Genomic DNA, 14,679 nt, shown 5'->3' with positions numbered 1-14,679 from the left:
ACACACCGTCACCCTCCCTGCCCAGCAGAGGCGCGGTAAACGTGTGAACTCGCGCACAAGTGACTACCCGCCAGTAACGGCCGATTCCGTGCGGTCCTGACCGTCCTCCCAGTTGAGGGCATACGTCAGGGCCGCGCCGGTGTTTTCACCTTCCGTATCAAGGCTTCATCGGTGTTTGACCGGCAGGTCACGCCCTGGTAACACCAATCAGTGAGCCTGGCTTCACACGATGTGCACCCTTACCCAGAGCCGTTCCGAGGGGGGACCTCCACCATGCAGACCGCGCCCGTCCGCGCCACACCCATTCCGTCGTTCACCGACGCACTGCGCGCCGTCGAGTCGCTGCTCATGAGCAGTGGCCAGCGCACCGCCCGCCAGAACGCCTGGACCTCCGTCCAGGAGGACCGCCGTCGCGCCAAGGACCGGGGCGAGGCGCAGCGCGTCCTCGAGCAGGCCCTGGCCATGTACCCCTGACCCCCGCTCCCACACCTCCCGGCGGCACCGCCGTCGTCGGCGCTTCCCAGGCCACGTAGACTTCACGGCATGGCGAGGAAGGAAACCGCGGCGGACGCCGCGAACCCCGGGCGACTCAAGCAGATCGCCCTGACGTACAAGATGACCCGCAAGGCCGACAAGAAGATCGGTCTTGTACTCGCGGCCGTCGGAATCTTCACCTTCGGTGTCTTCCTTGCGATCGGCTTCCTGATCGGTCACCCGATCTATCTCGGCGTTCTCGGCCTTCTGCTCGCCTTCCTCGCGACGGCGATCGTGTTCGGGCGCCGGGCCGAGCGGGCCGCCTTCGGGCAGATGGAGGGCCAGCCGGGCGCTGCCGCGGCCGTACTGGACAACATCGGCCGAGGCTGGACGACGACTCCGGCGGTGGCGATGAACCGCAGCCAGGACGTGGTGCACCGCGCGGTCGGCAAGGCCGGCATCGTGCTGGTCGCCGAGGGCAACCCGAACCGGGTGAAGAGCCTGCTGGCCGCCGAGAAGCGGAAGATGGCCCGCATCGTCGCGGACGTACCGGTGCACGATCTGCTGGTCGGCACGGGTGAGGGTCAGATCGAGCTGAAGAAGCTCCGCACGACGATGCTGAAGCTGCCCCGCGTTCTCGCCGGCCCCCAGGTGACCGCCACCAACGACCGGTTGCGGGCGATGGGCGACCTGATGAGCAACATGCCGGTGCCGAAGGGCCCGATGCCCAAGGGGACGCGCATGCCGCGCGGCGGCAAGATGCGCTGACGCACGCGACCTCGTACGACGACAGCGACCTCGTACGACGATGGGGGCGCCCGGATCACTCCGGGCGCCCCCATCGTCGTACGGCGTATGTCATGCCTGTCATGCCTGTCGTGCCATGGAAGCGCTAGATCCGCACTTCCACCGTGCGGGCCAGCCGGTCGTGCAGGCCGCGGCCGTCGCGGTCCCAGATCAGGGGCGGGAGGGCGAGGAAGAACAGGACCGTTCGCAGTGCGGCACGCAGGGGGTTGACACGGCCGGTGTCCACGGCGACGACCCGCAGGCCGAACAGCCGCTTGCCCGGGGTGTAGCCGAGTGTGCCCAGCGTGAGAAGGAGCAGCGCGAGGAGAATGAGCGGCGCCCACACCTGTGCCGCCTCGTTGTAGCTGTCCGTGATGAGGCCGTATGCGATCAAGAGGCACAGGCCCCAGTCGACGGCCAGGGCGCCGAGCCTGCGGCCCGGGCGGGCGATCGAGCCGGGGCCCTCCTTCGGCAGACCGAGCTGTTCGCCCCGGTATCCGAAGTCGACACCGGCTTCCTCCGCGGCTGCGCGCGGTCCGGAGAGCCACGATCCGATTGCTTGCCTGTTGTCCACCCGACCACGGTACTGCGCGCGATTCTCGATCCGTCCAGGTGGGTCGTCCGGCCGGAGTCCGGTTAACTTGGTCGAAACAAATGGGTCATGCCTGAGAAATCACCTGTCCCTATGGTCGGATCCAACGTGTGCCACCGCACTGGCCGCACGAACGAACTACCACCCCGGCACGGACGGCCGGGAGTAGGAGGAGCTGGATGTTCCAGAATGCCGACGAGGCCAAGAAGTACATCGCGGACGAGGACGTCAAGTTCATCGACGTCCGCTTCTGCGACCTGCCGGGTGTGATGCAGCACTTCACGCTGCCGGCGACGGCCTTCGACCCGGACGAGGAACTTGCCTTCGACGGCTCCTCGATCCGCGGCTTCCAGGCCATCCACGAGTCCGACATGGCGCTCCGCGCCGACCTCTCCACGGCGCGGGTCGACCCGTTCCGCCGTGACAAGACGGTCAACATCAACTTCTTCATCCACGACCCGATCACGGGCGAGCAGTACTCCCGTGACCCGCGCAACGTGGCCAAGAAGGCGGAGGCGTACCTGGCGTCGACCGGTATCGCGGACACCGCGTACTTCGGTCCCGAGGCCGAGTTCTACGTGTTCGACAGCGTGCGCTTCGCGACCGGCGCGAACGAGTCCTTCTACCACATCGACTCCGAGGCCGGCGCCTGGAACACCGGTGCGGTCGAGAACAACCGTGGCTACAAGGTCCGTTACAAGGGCGGGTACTTCCCGACCCCGCCGGTCGACCACTTCGCCGACCTGCGTGCCGAGATCTCCCTGGAGCTGGCCGCGTCCGGCCTCCAGGTCGAGCGTCAGCACCACGAGGTGGGCACCGCCGGCCAGGCCGAGATCAACTACAAGTTCAACACGCTGCTCGCCGCGGCCGACGACCTCCAGCTCTTCAAGTACATCGTGAAGAACGTGGCGTGGCGCAACGGCAAGACCGCGACCTTCATGCCGAAGCCGATCTTCGGTGACAACGGCTCGGGCATGCACGTCCACCAGTCGCTGTGGACGGGCGGCTCGCCGCTCTTCTACGACGAGTCCGGTTACGCGGGCCTGTCGGACATCGCCCGCTACTACATCGGCGGCATCCTCAAGCACGCCCCGTCGCTGCTCGCCTTCACCAACCCGACGGTGAACTCGTACCACCGTCTGGTCCCGGGCTTCGAGGCGCCGATCAACCTGGTGTACTCGCAGCGCAACCGCTCCGCGGCCATGCGTATCCCGATCACGGGCTCCAACCCGAAGGCCAAGCGCGTCGAGTTCCGCGCGCCCGACTCCTCCGGCAACCCGTACCTCGCCTTCTCCGCCCTGCTGATGGCGGGCCTGGACGGCATCAAGAACAAGATCGAGCCGGCCGAGCCGATCGACAAGGACCTGTACGAGCTGGCTCCCGAGGAGCACGCGAGCGTGGCGCAGGTCCCGACCTCCCTCCCGGCCGTCCTCGACTCCCTCGAGCGCGACCACGAGTTCCTCCTCCAGGGCGACGTGTTCACGCCGGACCTGATCGAGACGTGGATCGACTTCAAGCGCACGAACGAGATCGCGCCGATCCAGCTGCGTCCGCACCCGCACGAGTTCGAGCTGTACTTCGACGTGTGATCGACCCGCCTCACCAGCGTTCCAGGGCCGTCCCCGCGAGGGGGCGGCCCTGCCGTGTTCGGGCTGATCGATATCCTTTCCCGCTTCACAGACCGGCCACGGTCAAGGGATCATCCTTGTCTATTGTCCAGACGGTTGTTCGAACCAGACATGAGAGAGGTAAACGGGGATGTCCGAACAGGACGACGTGGAGCGGGAGTTCGACGTCAGATGGGCCGACAGCGCCGAGCACAAGGAGCCCTCCGCACGGGCCCGGATGCTGGCCGCGCGGTGGAAGGAGAACCCGCCGGAACCGGTGCCGTTCCGGGGGGAGCCGGACTACTCGGGACCGCGTCGGTCGTCGTGGGTGTCGACGGCGGTCGTACTGGGGTGTGTGGCCGCGGTGATCCTGCTGCTGGGGTACGCGAACTTCCGGGCTCCGTACTAGCCGTAGCAGCTGCGCTGGCCGTATCGCCGTATCGGCCGTACTGGAGTGCGTTGCCGGCCGCCCGTATATCGCGCGACCGGCGGCCGGGTCCCGGCCTACCATCGCGCGATACGGCAGGCGAACCGGGGGCGGGCAATGCGCGAGGACATCAGGGGTGGCGAAGTGGCGGCGCGGCGACTGGCCACGGGGGCCGCTCTGCCGGACGTGCTCGATGCCGGGGACCCGATGGCCTGGCTCGGGCTGGACACGGAGGTTCGGTACTGGCTCCCGCCGGAGCTGCTGCCGACCCTGACCGAGGTCGACGGCCGGCGCCCCTGGCTCGCCGCCCCCACCGAGGCCCGGCTCGCGCTCGCCCTGTGCCACCGCGACGGGCGGGTGCGTGAGGCGGCGCTCGGCCAGGCGGTGCGGTGTCCCGGGCTGTGGCCGCTGGTCGTCGTCCGTACGGCCGACTGGGTGCTTCCCGTGCGGGAACGTGCCCGGGAGGTGCTGCGGGCGGTCCTCGACCTGGACGCGGCCGTCCGGCTCGCGCCGCTGATCCTGCTCGGCGCCCGCCGCGGCCGGGGTGTCTTCGCCGTCGACCTGCTCGACGACGTGCTGCGCCGGGCACCCCGTGAGCGTCTCGCGCCGCTGTTCACCGACCCCGACCGCGGTGTACGCCGCTACGCGTACCGGCTGGCCGTCGACGAGGGCCGCCTCTCCCCCGCCGAACTCGCTCGCGCCGCCGCCCGCGACACCGACCCCGTCGTCCAGAACCTGTGCGCCGAGGCCGCCTTGGCCGCCGTACCGGAGTGCGATGCGGCGGGTGGTGTGGACGTCGGCGTACTCGACGCGCTGCTCGGCGCGCGCGGGCCCCGGGTGCGGTCCGCCGGGGTGACCGCGCTGCGGCGGGCCGGGCAGGGGGAACGGGCGGAGCGGTTCCTCGCCGACCGGTCGGGGCTGGTGCGGGCCTGTGCGCGGTATGTCGTACGGCAGGCGGGCGGCGACCCCCTGGCCTGGTACCGGCAGCGGTGTGCCGGGGCGGGCGATCCGGCGCTCTCCCCCGGCGCGGTCGCCGGGCTCGCGGAGTGCGGGGTACGGGCGGACGCGGAGCTGCTGTGGCCGCTGCTCGGCCATCCCGCCCCCGGGGTACGGGCGCGGGCGGTGGCGGGGTTGCGGACGCTGGACGTGACGGACGTACGACGGTTGCGGGCGCTGCTCGACGATCCGGAGCCCGGCGTGGTGCGGGAGGTGACGTCGGCGCTGCTGCCCTTCGCGCGGTCGCTGGACACCGACCGGCTGGCGGAGCGGCTGGGCGACGGAGCGCCGCGGCATGCGCGGGTGGCCGCGTTCCGGCTGCTGGAGGCGCACGGCGGGCTGGTGCGGCTGCGGGCGGCGGTCGCGCTGCTCGACGATCCGGACGTCCGGCTGCGGACCTGGGCCGCGCACTCCGTACGGGCCTGGTCTCCGACTCCGGATGTGCCGCGTGGGTCGGCGGAGGTGGGTGAACTGCTCGGACGGGCGCGGCGCCTGCTCGGCGAGTCCGCGCTGAGAACGCCGATGTGGGAGGCCGGTATCAGACGCTGAGCTTTGCTGGGCCCAGGACCGATCGCGACCGTTTCATGGGACGGGGCGGGTGCACACTGGGCAGTGGGGCGAGTGCCTGACTGCGGGGTGGTAGGGATGCCGAACCGAATGCGGAGCGATCGGCGACTGACCGTGCGGATGACGGTCACGCTGTTTCTGCTCGGACTGCTGTACGTGGCCTTCGTCGCCGCGTTGATCGTGTTGCTGAAGTCCTGGGTGCTGGTCGTGGTGGTCGCGGCGGGGTTCCTCGCCGCGCAGTACTGGTTCTCCGACCGGGTCGCCCTGTTCGCGATGCGCGGGCGGGTCGTGGAGCGCGAGGAGTATCCGCAGCTGCACGGGGTGATCGACCGGCTGTGTGCCGTGGCCGACCTGCCCAAGCCCGTGGTCGCCGTTTCGGACATGGATATGCCGAACGCGTTCGCGACCGGTCGGAACGCCGATCACGCCGTGGTGTGCGTGACGACGGGGTTGCTGCGGCGGCTGGAGCCGGAGGAACTGGAAGGTGTGCTCGCGCACGAGTTGTCGCATGTCGCCCACAAGGACGTCGCGGTGATCACCGTCGCGTCCTTCCTCGGCGTCATCGCCGGGCTCATCGTGCGGTTCGCCTTCTACTCGCAGCTGTTCGGCGGGGGCCGGCGGGACCAGAACACCGCCGTCGTCTTCATGGCGGTGATGGGCGTCTCCGCGGCCGTGTACACGATCAGCTTCCTGCTGATCCGCGCGCTGTCCCGGTACCGGGAGCTGGCCGCCGACCGCTCCGCCGCGCTGCTCACCGGGCGGCCCTCGGCCCTGGCCTCCGCGCTCACCAAGGTGTCCGGTGACATCGCGCGGATCCCGTCGAAGGACCTGCGGACCGCGCAGGCCTTCAACGCCTTCTACTTCACGCCCGCCCTCGGCAAGGAGCCGGGCCTGGCCCGGTACTTCTCCACCCATCCCAGTCTGGAGCAGCGGCTCGACCAACTGGGGCGGATCTCCGGCGAGTTGGGTGAGGCTACGGCTCCCGGCACGGGAAACCCGTGAGCTGAGGAGCGAGGAGAACGGAACCCATGGGGCTGCTGGACATTCTGCTGGGGCGCACCAAGCCCGTCGCGCCCGACCTCGACCGGCTCTTCGGGCTGCCGTCGGCCGCCGTGACCCTCCAGGCCGCGGCCGGCCTCACACCCACGGGCGGGGGGTCGGTGTGCTTCGCCACGGTGGAGGGCGCGGCCTTCGACGACGTACGCAAGGATGTTCAGGCCCTGCTCGACGCGGACGCGGAGCGGACCGGGCCGCCTGTCGAGCTGGTCCGGGACGAGTACGGGTACTCGTGGCTGGTGTCGCGGCGTGGGCCGGAGGATCTGCCGGCGCTCGTGGGGGATCTGCACGCGGTCAACAGCGCACTGGAGGCCGGTGGGTTCGGGCCTCAGTTGTTGTGTTCTGTGGTCGGGTTCGAGGATGTGGGGGGCTCTGGGAGTTCGGGGGGTTCGGGTGGGGGTGCTCGGCGGCTTGGGCTTGTCTATCTGTACAAGCGCGGGACCTTCTATCCGTTCTCGCCGTTGACCGGGGGTGACGGCCGCGGTGACGGTCAACGGCGGGACAGCGCGCTGGAGTTGCAGGTGCGGGCCGCGCTCGCCGACGATCTGCGGATCGAGCAGGACCTGAACCGCTGGTTCCCGGTGTGGGGTGCCCCCGGTCTGTGAGACGGCCCGACCGGAGACACGCCCTTCTTCCCGACTTCTCTCACTTGCCCCGGCGGTCCTGGCGGCGGGCCTGGACCGGGTGCTCGCGGCGGTAGCGGCGCTCCCACCTTGCCTGCTGGTCCCGGCGCCGGCGGTAGGCGCGGTAGCTGGCAGGTGCGGAACCCGTGGCCGGGCCGCCGCCTCCGGACGAGGTCGCCGTACCGCTCCCCGTGCGGCCGTAGCGGAAGTAGACGAAGAGCAGGCCGGCTGCGGCGAGCCACAGGACGCTGTTCTTGAAGCCCATGATGATCAGAACGACGATCGCGGAAATGATCAAGGTGCCCATGACGGGACTCCTTGTGAGTGACGTGGGTGGCTGAGCGGTGATGTACGTGACGGTGTGTGCCGGGCGGGGCGCCTGGGGTGGGTGACCGTCCGTCGGTGCGTAGAGAGTAGCCCCGACTCCTGGAAGTCATGCCTGTCCGGCGGAAAGCGGTGTGGACGGCTTCGCTCTGCCTGTCCAGCGTAGGGACGACAGGGGAGCCCGCGCATCCGTATTTCGCGGTGCTCGTGACGGGAGTGGCGTGAGTGAATGGGCACATGAGTGAGCTGCTGCCCTTCGTGTGCGACGTTGACGGTGAACGACTCAGCGGGGTGTACGGGAGTGCCCCGGGCAGTGATTTGGGTGGGGATTCGAGCGGTGATTCGGGTGGTGAGTTGGGTGGGGCCGCCGTCGTTCTGCTGCACGGTGCCGGCAACGGGAGCAAGGAGCGGCTGGTGCCGTTGCTCGCCGAGTTCGTCGCGCGTGGCTGTCAGGGGCTCGCCTTCGACTTCTCCGGGCACGGTGAAAGTACGGGTGAGCTGCGGGAGTTGAGCTTGCGGCGGCGGTTCGAGCAGGCCGTGGGTGTCATCGGGGCGCGGGTTCCCGTGGACAGCCCGCTCGTGCTGGTCGGGTTCAGCATGAGCGGGCAGACTGTGGCCGATCTTGTCGGGCACTACGGCGAGCGGGTCGCCGGTGTGGGGTTGTGCGCGCCTGCCGTGTACGGGGCCGAGGCGTGGGATGTGCCGTTCGGTGAGGGAAGTGGCCGCTTCAGCGAGTTGATCCGGACGCCGGGCAGTTGGCGCGGGGCGCCCGCGCTGGGTGTGCTGCGGGCGTTCGCGGGGCGGGCGGTGCTGGTGGTGCCGGGGACCGATCACGTCGTTCCGGGTGAGGTGACGGAGGCGGTGGCGGAGGCTCTGGTGGCGCGGGCGCGGTTCACTCGGCTCGAACTGGCGGACGCGGACCACTTCTTGGGGCTGTGGTTGCGTGAGCATCCGGAGGATCGGCGGCAGTTTGTGGATGCGGTGCTGAAGGGGGTGGGGTGAGTGGGGTTTTCGCCCCCGCCGCCCTTACCCGTCCCATCCTGTTTCTGGGGGCTGCGCCCCCAGACCCCCGCTTTCGGCCCTGAAGGGGCCTCGTCCTCAATCGCCGGACGGGCTGGAGGGTGCCGGCCGGTGCTTGAAGAGGTGCCGGGTGCCCCTGCAGCGGACGAGGCACCCGGCGGTCGTTCAGCGGGAGTAGCGCATCAGGGCTCGTACCATGTGGCACGTCGTTTCCGACGGGGGGTGGATGCCGATCAGATCCGCCGCGCTGCGGATCGTTTCGTTGCGGGCCTGGTTCGGCATGTAGACGCCGGAGTCGAGCAGGGCGATCGCGAGCCGCATCGCCTTGAGTCGGCGGTTGTGCGTGACGTACCACTCGCGGGGGCGCCCCGGCGGCAGCGGGCGCTTCTCCACGGGGGCGCACGGCAGTTCGAGCGGGACCCCCCTCTTGGCGGTGGACTGGGTGGGCATCGGCTTGAGAGCGGCAGCGGGCACAGGCATCCTCCGTCGCGGTCAGGGTGGCACCGGACCCCCCGGCGACACCCTCGAACACTGCTTCTATTCTACTGCCCGGCACTGACAAAAGCCCCTGGCCACAAGGCCTCTGGCGTACCGTGAGCCCCATGGAAATCTGGATCAACCCGGCCTGCTCCAAGTGCCGTGGAGCCCTGTCCCTGCTCGACGCCGAGGGCGCCGAATACACCGTCCGCCGCTACCTGGAGGACCTGCCCACCGAGGCCGAGATCCGCGACGTACTCGACCGGCTCGGGCTCGAACCCTGGGACATCACCCGGACCCAGGAGACCGTCGCCAAGGAGTTGGGGCTGAGGGAGTGGGGCCGGGAGACTGCGGACCGGGAGCAGTGGGTCGCCGCTCTCGCCGCGCATCCCAAGCTCATCCAGCGGCCCATCATCACCGCTGACGACGGGAGTGCCGTCGTGGCCCGTACCGACGAGGCCGTGCGGGATGCTCTGGGGCGACGTCCGACTGCGTGACGTACGTCACTTCGGCGGCGCCTGTGACCGCTGAGTGACCTCGTTCGGTATCTCGTACATAGCGGCGTACGCTCCCCTATCTCTTCAGGAGGCGCGCATGTCGCGTAGGAGAACTGTCAGTACGAAGAAGAAGCTGGCGCTGCTGATCGGCGCCGGCGTGGTGGCGGGCGGTGGTGCTTTCGCCATGGCGGCCACCTCCAACGCGGCGCAGACCGCCGCGGACTCGACCGTCTGCCAGGGGCTCGCCACCGCCCTCGGCAACAACCAGAAGTTCATCGCGGACCAGCGGGCCGATCCCGACGCCCAGTCGACGGCCCGCATCGCGAACCGTGACGCGGTCGTCGCACAGATCAAGGTCCAGCAGGAGGCGTCCGGTTGCGTGGTTGGGGAGTCGGCTCAGGACTCCCAGATCACACAGCCCGTCACCCAGCCCGCATCGCCTGCGACGCCCGCATCGCCCGCCCAGACCACCTCTCCCACCTCACCTGACACGCCGGCCACGCCGGCCACGCCGGCCACGCCGGCCACCCCGGCCGCGCCCGGCGACGGGCAGCAGGTCTGCGCGGGGTCCACCGTCACCCTCTCCGGGGAGGGCGGGGTCCCCGCCGCGTCCAGCAACCAGTTCCCCGCCGGGACCACGTTGCGCGTCACCAACCTGGACAACAACAAGTCCACGACGGTGGAGGTCACTTCGGTCTCCGGCAGTTGCGCTCTGCTCAACAACGCGGCCTTCGAGCAGGTTCGCGAGCCCGGCAAGTTCCTGATCCGCCGGGCACTGATCGAGAAGGTGGGGTGAGGTTCCAGCGCCGACCCGCTCGGACAAGGGTCCTGTCACTCCCGGCCAGGGGTGGCGGGACCCACCCGTTTCCGGGATTTTCCCAACCCCTTCGCATACGAGTCCCGGAGCGCTCCCCGTCGATTCCCCTCCGTGGTCCGTGCGGCCCTCCCCGCGTGAAAAGCACCACAAGAACACCAGGTAACACGGGGTTCACATTCGAGCAATGATCGGGAAATCGCCTGTTGACAGGCTCGCGGGTACCAAGAGCGGCGCCTCAGTGCCGCAGCGCCGCAGCACCCGCAAGTGCGCCTAGAGACCCACCCCGAAGGATGTGTCCCGTGACCTTCAAGGCTGAGTACATCTGGATCGACGGCACCGAGCCGACGGCCAAGCTCCGCTCCAAGACCAAGATTCTGGCCGACGACGCCAAGGGCGCCGAGCTGCCGATCTGGGGCTTCGACGGGTCTTCCACGAACCAGGCCGAGGGGCACTCCTCGGACCGCGTGCTCAAGCCGGTCTCCTCCTACCCGGACCCGATCCGCGGCGGTGACGACATCCTCGTCATGTGCGAGGTCCTCGAGATCGACATGACGCCGCACGCGTCCAACACGCGTGCCGCGCTGACCGAGGTCGCCACGAAGTTCGCCGCTCAGGAGCCGATCTTCGGCATCGAGCAGGAGTACACCTTCTTCGACGGCTCCCGCCCGCTGGGCTTCCCCGAGGGCGGCTTCCCGGCCCCCCAGGGCGGCTACTACTGCGGTGTCGGCGCCGACGAGATCTTCGGCCGCGAGATCGTCGAGGCCCACCTGGAGAACTGTCTCAAGGCCGGTCTCGCCATCTCCGGCATCAACGCCGAGGTCATGCCCGGTCAGTGGGAGTTCCAGGTCGGTCCGGTCTCCCCGCTGGAGGTCTCCGACCAGCTGTGGATCGCCCGCTGGCTGCTCTACCGCACCGCCGAGGACTTCGGCATCAGCGCGACGCTGGACCCGAAGCCGGTGAAGGGCGACTGGAACGGCGCCGGCGCGCACACCAACTTCTCCACGAAGGCGATGCGCGAGGGCTACGACGCGATCATCACCGCGTGCGAGTCCCTCGGTGAGGGCTCGAAGCCGCTCGACCACGTCAAGCACTACGGCGCCGGCATCGACGACCGCCTCACCGGTCTGCACGAGACCGCCCCGTGGAACGAGTACTCGTACGGCGTCTCCAACCGTGGCGCCTCGGTCCGTATCCCGTGGCAGGTCGAGCAGGACGGCAAGGGTTACATCGAGGACCGCCGCCCGAACGCCAACGTCGACCCGTACCTCGTGACGCGGCTGATCGTCGACACCTGCTGCTCCGCCCTGGAGAAGGCCGGACAGGTCTGATTCCCGTCTGATCCCCGCCTGACCCTGTCTGATCCCAGATAGTGAGAAGGGGTGTCCACCGGACGGTGGACACCCCTTCTCTGCTTCGCCCCTTCTCTGCTTCAATGGACCCATGGCCAGCTTCCAGAAGTGCATCGCGACAGGTCGCCACGACCTCGAGCCCTTCTGGCCTTCCCGCCAGCACCACGACTTCGACCGGGTGTGTTGTCGCGCGATGAACGCGCCGGCCCTCTAACACCAGCTGTACGGCCCTTCTGACGCCGTACCTCTCGGTCTTCCGCCGACGCGCACGACGTACGTCCCCGACGAACTCCTCGCGCGAAAGAGCTGACCTCACATGGCGACCACTCGTACTCTCCCTGCTCTGGCCCCCCTCTCCCCCCTGCCCCCTGTCTCCCCCGGCGGCTCCGCCCGGCACCGGCTGCGCGCCGTCGACCGGGACGAGGTGGTCGACGTCAGGGACTTCCTGCCGCCGGGTGCCACCTGGCTGCCCGCTCCGCCGCACACCCTGCCCACGCTGCCGGGCCAGCCGCCGATGATCGGCTACCTGGTGCTCGTACCGGCCGACCAGCAGCCGCCCGTACTGCCGTTCGCGTTTCCGGACCCGGAGCAGCCGGCCCCGGCCGTGGCCCCGGAGCAGCCCGGGACCGACGCCGGCCGTCACCTCGTACATGTCGACAACGTGCAGCGCACCGCCGAGGTCGAAGGGCGTCCGCTGGATCTCACGTACCTCGAGTTCGAGCTGCTCGCCCATCTCGTCGCCCACCCGAACCGGGTGCACACCCGTGACCAGCTGGTCACCACCGTGTGGGGCTACGGGCATGTGGGCGACGGCCGGACCGTCGACGTCCACATCGCCCGGCTGCGCCGCAAGCTCGGCGCGGAGCACCGGAAGGCCATCCAGACGGTGCGCCGGGTGGGCTACAAGTACACGCCCCCGACCGCGCGCTGACCTGTCGCCCTGTCCAGGGGGTGTCCCTGACACCACCCCCCGGTACGGGTGTTCGGGCCCGTGACCCGGCGGGTGTGCTCGGCGAGACTGACCGCATGGACGACGCCATCAACGCACGGGTTCGGATTCGGGTCCGCACGGTCGTGCTCGCCGGGGCTCGGGGGCTGCTGCTGGCCGTCGGCTCGATCGCCGTGTCGGTGCCGCTGTTCGTGCTCCTCCTCGTCTCCCTCTCGCTCGTGCCCGCCCTGGGCATCGGTCTCCTCACCACGCCTCGGGTCGTCGGCCGGGTGCGGGCCTGGGCCGACTGGCGGCGGCTGACGGCCCTGCGGTGGGGCGGGGTGCGGATTCCGCCCCGGATGCCGGCGACGGACGCGGGGCGGTGGGCACGGGCCTTCGGGGTACTGCGTGATCCGGCTACCTGGCGGGAGTTCGCGTGGCTGCCCCTCGACGTGGTGCTGGGGTTCGTCACCGCGCTGGTGCCGGCCGCGCTGGTCTTCTACCCCGTCGAGGGGTTCGCGCTGGCCCTCGGGCTGTGGCGGGTGTTCACGGACGGGACGTACGTCGGCTGGTGGTACGGCTTCGTGCCGATCGGCGGGCAGGGCAGCGCGCTCGCCGCCGGTGCCCTGGGGGCAGTACTCCTCGTGCCCTCGTACCGCCTCACACCCGCCCTGCTGCGCCTCCACTTCCTGTGCACCCGGGCGCTGTTGGGTGTCGGACGCGGTGAACTCCGCGAGCGGGTGCGGGTGTTGACCGAGTCGCGACGGGATGTCGTGGACACCGCCGCCGCCGAACTGCGGCGGATCGAAAGGGACCTGCACGACGGTGCGCAGGCGCGGCTGGTCGCCATGGGGATGGATCTGGGGACCGCCGAGGCGCTCATCGAGAAGAACCCCGAGAAGGCGCGGGAGTTGCTGGCGCGGGCCCGGCGGTCCTCCGCCGAGGCGCTCGCCGAGCTGCGCGACCTGGTGCACGGCATCCATCCGCCGGTGCTGGCCGAGCGTGGACTGGGCGACGCCGTAAGGGCGTTGGCGCTGCGGCTGCCGGTGGACACCGAGGTCACGGTGGAGCTCGGGGACGGCCGGGTGGAGGCGCCGGTCGAGTCGGCGGCGTACTTCGCGGTGAGCGAGGTGCTGACCAACGCAGTGAAGCACTCCGGTGCCGAGCGGGTACGGGTCGATCTGCGGTACGCGGGCGGCTCGCTGCGGATCGCCGTCACCGACGACGGGCGGGGCGGGGCCCGCGTCGAGGACGGGTCGGGGCTGGCCGGGGTGCAGCGGCGAATCGGTACATTCGACGGCGTCCTGGCCGTCAGCAGTCCCGCGGGCGGTCCCACCATGGTGACCATGGAGATTCCTTGCGAGTTGTCCTAGCCGAAGACCTGTTCCTCCTGCGCGACGGGCTGGTCCGGCTGCTGGAGGCGTACGACTTCGAGATCGCCGCGGCGGTGGAGAGCGGCCCCGAGCTGGACCGGGCGCTCGCCGAGCTGGCACCGGACGTCGCCGTGGTCGACGTACGTCTGCCGCCGACGCACACCGACGAGGGGCTGCAGTGCGCGCTGCGGGCCCGCCGGGCGCGGCCGGGGATGCCGGTGCTGGTGCTGTCGCAGCACGTGGAGCGGCTGTACGCACGGGAGTTGCTGGCCGACGGGGTGGGCGGGGTCGGCTATCTGCTCAAGGACCGGGTGTTCGACGCGGAGCAGTTCGTGGACGCCGTACGACGGGTCGCGGCGGGCGGTACCGCCATGGACCCGCAGGTGATCCAGCAGCTGCTGGCGGGGCGCGCCGGAGACCGCCGGCCACTGGGACGGCTGACACCCCGGGAGCTGGAGGTGCTGGAACTCATGGCCCAGGGACGTTCGAACGCGGCGATCGCTGGGCATCTGGTTGTCACGGAGCGGGCGATCGCCAAGCACACGTCCAACATCTTCGCCAAACTCGGACTCGAGGTGTCGGACGATGACAACCGACGCGTCCTGGCGGTACTGACATATCTCGACCAGGGACGCTGAAAGCACGCCAAAGTCGGCGGCATCCGTTCCCTCGCCGAACACTTGCCGTAAGAGATCCGCAACTCCCGGTACAACCGGTGGAGTTCGGGCTGAATTGTCCTACGAATCTCTCATCAATTTCTGAGGCG

General features: G+C 69.8%; 17 protein-coding genes. 14 read left to right on the top strand and 3 right to left on the bottom strand.

Annotated features, from left to right (window positions below):
* Positions 1 to 273: 273 nt before the first annotated feature.
* Entirely contained in the window at positions 274 to 474 is a 201-nt protein-coding gene (locus tag ACW4TU_RS33510) for an SCO2195 family GlnR-regulated protein (protein WP_457419357.1), read from the top strand.
* 69 nt (positions 475 to 543) lie between these two features.
* A complete protein-coding gene (locus ACW4TU_RS33505) occupies positions 544 to 1,242 on the top strand; it encodes a DUF4191 domain-containing protein (RefSeq protein ID WP_164407768.1) in 699 nt (232 codons plus the stop codon).
* Between the two features lie 124 nt (positions 1,243 to 1,366).
* On the opposite strand, the gene ACW4TU_RS33500 is transcribed toward ACW4TU_RS33505, so the two are convergent.
* Positions 1,367 to 1,834 carry an RDD family protein gene (locus tag ACW4TU_RS33500; protein WP_457419355.1) on the bottom strand — a complete coding sequence of 156 codons (468 nt, stop codon included), beginning with the start codon at positions 1,832 to 1,834 and terminating at the stop codon, positions 1,367 to 1,369.
* Positions 1,835 to 2,031: 197 nt separating this feature from the next.
* Here ACW4TU_RS33500 and glnA point away from each other — a divergent pair, with 197 nt between their 5' ends.
* The 5 genes from glnA (at position 2,032) to pspAB (ending at position 7,110) form a co-directional block, all read left to right on the top strand.
* Positions 2,032 to 3,441: a type I glutamate--ammonia ligase gene (gene glnA / locus ACW4TU_RS33495; protein WP_457419353.1), complete on the top strand. Its 1,410-nt coding sequence runs from the start codon at positions 2,032 to 2,034 to the stop codon at positions 3,439 to 3,441.
* Positions 3,442 to 3,610: 169 nt separating this feature from the next.
* Complete coding sequence (locus tag ACW4TU_RS33490; protein WP_457419351.1) at positions 3,611 to 3,868, top strand: SCO2583/SCO2584 N-terminal domain-containing protein; 258 nt, start codon at positions 3,611 to 3,613, stop codon at positions 3,866 to 3,868.
* 135 nt (positions 3,869 to 4,003) lie between these two features.
* Positions 4,004 to 5,431 (top strand): hypothetical protein, encoded by a 1,428-nt coding sequence (locus tag ACW4TU_RS33485; protein ID WP_457419349.1) that lies wholly within the window; start codon positions 4,004 to 4,006, stop codon positions 5,429 to 5,431.
* Between the two features lie 96 nt (positions 5,432 to 5,527).
* Positions 5,528 to 6,451: a zinc metalloprotease HtpX gene (gene htpX, locus ACW4TU_RS33480; protein WP_457419347.1), complete on the top strand. Its 924-nt coding sequence runs from the start codon at positions 5,528 to 5,530 to the stop codon at positions 6,449 to 6,451.
* 26 nt (positions 6,452 to 6,477) lie between these two features.
* Positions 6,478 to 7,110: a PspA-associated protein PspAB gene (gene pspAB / locus ACW4TU_RS33475; protein ID WP_457419345.1), complete on the top strand. Its 633-nt coding sequence runs from the start codon at positions 6,478 to 6,480 to the stop codon at positions 7,108 to 7,110.
* 40 nt (positions 7,111 to 7,150) lie between these two features.
* Here the strand turns inward: pspAB and ACW4TU_RS33470 are convergent, their stop codons facing one another.
* On the bottom strand, positions 7,151 to 7,435 hold the full coding sequence (locus tag ACW4TU_RS33470; protein WP_457419343.1) for a hypothetical protein: 285 nt from the start codon (positions 7,433 to 7,435) through the stop codon (positions 7,151 to 7,153).
* A gap of 254 nt (positions 7,436 to 7,689) precedes the next feature.
* Here ACW4TU_RS33470 and ACW4TU_RS33465 point away from each other — a divergent pair, with 254 nt between their 5' ends.
* Positions 7,690 to 8,454 carry an alpha/beta hydrolase gene (locus tag ACW4TU_RS33465; RefSeq protein WP_457419341.1) on the top strand — a complete coding sequence of 255 codons (765 nt, stop codon included), beginning with the start codon at positions 7,690 to 7,692 and terminating at the stop codon, positions 8,452 to 8,454.
* Positions 8,455 to 8,637: 183 nt separating this feature from the next.
* Here ACW4TU_RS33465 and ACW4TU_RS33460 read toward each other — a convergent pair whose 3' ends face one another.
* Positions 8,638 to 8,946 (bottom strand): hypothetical protein, encoded by a 309-nt coding sequence (locus ACW4TU_RS33460; RefSeq protein ID WP_457419339.1) that lies wholly within the window; start codon positions 8,944 to 8,946, stop codon positions 8,638 to 8,640.
* A 128-nt stretch (positions 8,947 to 9,074) separates the two neighbouring features.
* Between ACW4TU_RS33460 and ACW4TU_RS33455 the strand changes: the two genes are divergently transcribed.
* The 6 genes from ACW4TU_RS33455 to ACW4TU_RS33430 all read left to right on the top strand — a co-directional run bounded on the left by ACW4TU_RS33455 (position 9,075) and on the right by ACW4TU_RS33430 (position 14,551).
* Entirely contained in the window at positions 9,075 to 9,446 is a 372-nt protein-coding gene (locus tag ACW4TU_RS33455; RefSeq protein WP_457419337.1) for an arsenate reductase family protein, read from the top strand.
* A 97-nt stretch (positions 9,447 to 9,543) separates the two neighbouring features.
* Entirely contained in the window at positions 9,544 to 10,242 is a 699-nt protein-coding gene (locus ACW4TU_RS33450; protein WP_457419335.1) for an RlpA-like double-psi beta-barrel domain-containing protein, read from the top strand.
* A 320-nt stretch (positions 10,243 to 10,562) separates the two neighbouring features.
* Positions 10,563 to 11,591 carry a glutamine synthetase gene (gene glnII / locus ACW4TU_RS33445; RefSeq protein ID WP_457419333.1) on the top strand — a complete coding sequence of 343 codons (1,029 nt, stop codon included), beginning with the start codon at positions 10,563 to 10,565 and terminating at the stop codon, positions 11,589 to 11,591.
* Between the two features lie 337 nt (positions 11,592 to 11,928).
* Positions 11,929 to 12,543, top strand: coding sequence for a winged helix-turn-helix domain-containing protein (locus tag ACW4TU_RS33440; protein ID WP_457419331.1), 615 nt, complete (start codon positions 11,929 to 11,931; stop codon positions 12,541 to 12,543).
* A gap of 95 nt (positions 12,544 to 12,638) precedes the next feature.
* Positions 12,639 to 13,913 (top strand): sensor histidine kinase, encoded by a 1,275-nt coding sequence (locus ACW4TU_RS33435; protein ID WP_457419329.1) that lies wholly within the window; start codon positions 12,639 to 12,641, stop codon positions 13,911 to 13,913.
* Positions 13,898 to 14,551 (top strand): response regulator transcription factor, encoded by a 654-nt coding sequence (locus ACW4TU_RS33430; RefSeq protein ID WP_457419327.1) that lies wholly within the window; start codon positions 13,898 to 13,900, stop codon positions 14,549 to 14,551. The genes ACW4TU_RS33435 and ACW4TU_RS33430 overlap by 16 nt, the downstream gene beginning before the upstream one ends.
* Positions 14,552 to 14,679: the final 128 nt, after the last annotated feature.

The organism is Streptomyces kryoterrae (assembly GCF_054072135.1).
This window is presented reverse-complemented; position numbering and strand designations above follow the sequence as displayed.

What these genes read in the sequence shown, in the direction of transcription:
- ACW4TU_RS33510 (WP_457419357.1), top strand. Translation starts at nt 274, where the DNA reads ATGCAGACCGCGCCCGTCCGCGCCACACCCATTCCGTCGTTCACCGAC.
- ACW4TU_RS33505 (WP_164407768.1), top strand. Translation starts at nt 544, where the DNA reads ATGGCGAGGAAGGAAACCGCGGCGGACGCCGCGAACCCCGGGCGACTC.
- glnA (WP_457419353.1), top strand. Translation starts at nt 2,032, where the DNA reads ATGTTCCAGAATGCCGACGAGGCCAAGAAGTACATCGCGGACGAGGAC.
- ACW4TU_RS33490 (WP_457419351.1), top strand. Translation starts at nt 3,611, where the DNA reads ATGTCCGAACAGGACGACGTGGAGCGGGAGTTCGACGTCAGATGGGCC.
- ACW4TU_RS33485 (WP_457419349.1), top strand. Translation starts at nt 4,004, where the DNA reads ATGCGCGAGGACATCAGGGGTGGCGAAGTGGCGGCGCGGCGACTGGCC.
- htpX (WP_457419347.1), top strand. Translation starts at nt 5,528, where the DNA reads ATGCCGAACCGAATGCGGAGCGATCGGCGACTGACCGTGCGGATGACG.
- pspAB (WP_457419345.1), top strand. Translation starts at nt 6,478, where the DNA reads ATGGGGCTGCTGGACATTCTGCTGGGGCGCACCAAGCCCGTCGCGCCC.
- ACW4TU_RS33470 (WP_457419343.1), bottom strand. Translation starts at nt 7,435, where the DNA reads ATGGGCACCTTGATCATTTCCGCGATCGTCGTTCTGATCATCATGGGC.
- ACW4TU_RS33465 (WP_457419341.1), top strand. Translation starts at nt 7,690, where the DNA reads ATGAGTGAGCTGCTGCCCTTCGTGTGCGACGTTGACGGTGAACGACTC.
- ACW4TU_RS33455 (WP_457419337.1), top strand. Translation starts at nt 9,075, where the DNA reads ATGGAAATCTGGATCAACCCGGCCTGCTCCAAGTGCCGTGGAGCCCTG.
- ACW4TU_RS33450 (WP_457419335.1), top strand. Translation starts at nt 9,544, where the DNA reads ATGTCGCGTAGGAGAACTGTCAGTACGAAGAAGAAGCTGGCGCTGCTG.
- ACW4TU_RS33440 (WP_457419331.1), top strand. Translation starts at nt 11,929, where the DNA reads ATGGCGACCACTCGTACTCTCCCTGCTCTGGCCCCCCTCTCCCCCCTG.
- ACW4TU_RS33435 (WP_457419329.1), top strand. Translation starts at nt 12,639, where the DNA reads ATGGACGACGCCATCAACGCACGGGTTCGGATTCGGGTCCGCACGGTC.